Raw genomic sequence first — 1,764 nt, 5'->3', positions numbered from 1 at the left:
GGCCCGGACAGGCTCTCCTGAACGAGCCAACCTGCCGGCAACAACCGAAACCCTATGAGGGCAACCAGAGCCGGCGCCAGGAAGAGGAGCGGCGCTATGGCCGCTCTCCATCTCAAAGGTCCACGAAGCGTGGAAGCAGCCCTCACAATCCGCTTCTCATAAGCCGCTACTATGGCCATCGGTCTTAGCGCTCGATGCGCTTGAAACTGCGCTCAAGTTCACTTTGGAGCTGCGGGAACCTCTGGGCAGCGTCACTTCCGTTGCGGATATCGCTCCACGCACGCGTGACCAACTCCTCCAACTGCAGATATCCCAGTGTACGCGGTCGCCGAATTGCAGTGTTTGCGAGCTCGTATTGGATCAAAGTATCGACGCCCACGAGATTGGGATTTTGCTCGGGAATGCGGCTTAGCACTTCGGCCGCGGCGTCGATGTTCGCCGATAGACGACTAGTGCTCTTGGCGGAAACTAGCGCCCCGTCTTTCTCCAGCCCCACGTAGTTCAAGAATTCCATGGCCAGCTGGGCGTTCGTGGCGTCCGACGCCACTCCGAGATGCCATGATTCAGAAGGCGTCACCGCCTTGCCGCCGGCAAAATACGGATGAGGCGCTACAGCGTAGTCAAGGCCATCGACCGAGTTGAAATTGTTAAACAGCCAGGGACCGCCAACTAGAAATGCGATCCGACCGGCTTGGAACAGGTCTATCATCTCCTGACCGTTTGTCGGTCCACGCGAGGCCGGGCCATCGGCGAAGATGCTTCCATACCATTTTCCAGCGTGCAGCCAAGCATCGTTGGCCACGTCGACCGTCAGCAGGTCATCACCCTTGACACCCGGCCCACCGTCAAGCGATTCTGGAAGCGGCTGCAACTGGTAGTAGCGATCGACTTGCTCGAAGCCGAAACCAATATCGGCTCCTGCCGCCTGCACCTTCTTGGCAAGCTTGATGACCTCGTCCCAGGTCATGCGTGCGTCGGGCGCGACACTCGGCGCTTCTAGACCGGCCTTGGCCAGAAGCCCTTTGTTGTAGAACAGCAGCTGCGTTGACTCCCACATCGGCAACGACAGCATCTGCCCATTGTAGGTGGCCCCCTGCACATCGCTGGGAAACAGTATACCTTTACTTCGTTCTCCGAAGGTGCTGGTCAAATCTGCCAAAATGCCCAGTTTGGAGAACGTCGGGACGTAAGTCGGGTCAACAAGGAAGACATCGATTCCGGAATTCCCCGTCCGGAAACGCTGGACTATCGTGTTCTGATAATCGGCAAACGGCACACCTTCGAAGGAAACCTTTGCGCCCGACACATTCTCGAAGGCACTGAACAGCTCCCCAAAATTGGCGCGGACACCATAGCCGAAGACCCGCAGCGTATTCTCCTGGGCCTTGGCGGGCAGCGATCCGAGCAGCAGCGACGACGCCCCCAACATGCCAGTCAAGAAGCCGCGTCGACCCAGTTGATAGCCCATTATTGTCATCTTGTTTCCTCCTGTTTGCGGACCCACACTGAACCCGCTCCTATCGCCTCAAGAGGACGCTAATTGATTTCTTGCAAGAATGCAATAACCTAATAATTGCCATCATCCTGACTGTGTGATAGCAGATTGGTTTGTCCTAACAAAACAAGGGAGATGTGAGTTGGCACAGGTCGCCGTCAGGAACATCATCAAGCGCTATGGAAGCGCTCAGGTCATTCATGGCGTGAATGTCGACATCGCCGATGGCGAATTCGTCATCCTGGTCGGCCCATCGGGGTGTGGCAAAT

At 56.8% G+C, this 1,764-nt stretch carries 1 protein-coding gene and 1 pseudogene; one reads left to right on the top strand and one right to left on the bottom strand.

Going from position 1 to position 1,764, the window contains the following annotated elements; all coding sequences use genetic code 11:
- Nucleotides 1–184 precede the first annotated feature (184 nt).
- Nucleotides 185–1,477, bottom strand: a complete 1,293-nt coding sequence (locus tag ACWTU8_RS31595) for an ABC transporter substrate-binding protein (protein ID WP_455851222.1) — start codon at nucleotides 1,475–1,477, stop codon at nucleotides 185–187.
- Nucleotides 1,478–1,637: 160 nt separating this feature from the next.
- Here ACWTU8_RS31595 and ACWTU8_RS31590 point away from each other — a divergent pair.
- A pseudogene (locus ACWTU8_RS31590) lies at nucleotides 1,638–1,764 on the top strand (sugar ABC transporter ATP-binding protein); the annotation flags it as partial.

The sequence above is a fragment of the Mesorhizobium sp. BHbdii genome (assembly GCF_053848045.1).
Note: the sequence above shows the minus strand (reverse complement) of the source record. Positions and strands in the feature narration are given on the sequence as shown.

Coding starts and splice junctions, on each gene's coding strand:
- ACWTU8_RS31595 (WP_455851222.1), bottom strand. CDS start 1,477: ATGACAATAATGGGCTATCAACTGGGTCGACGCGGCTTCTTGACTGGC.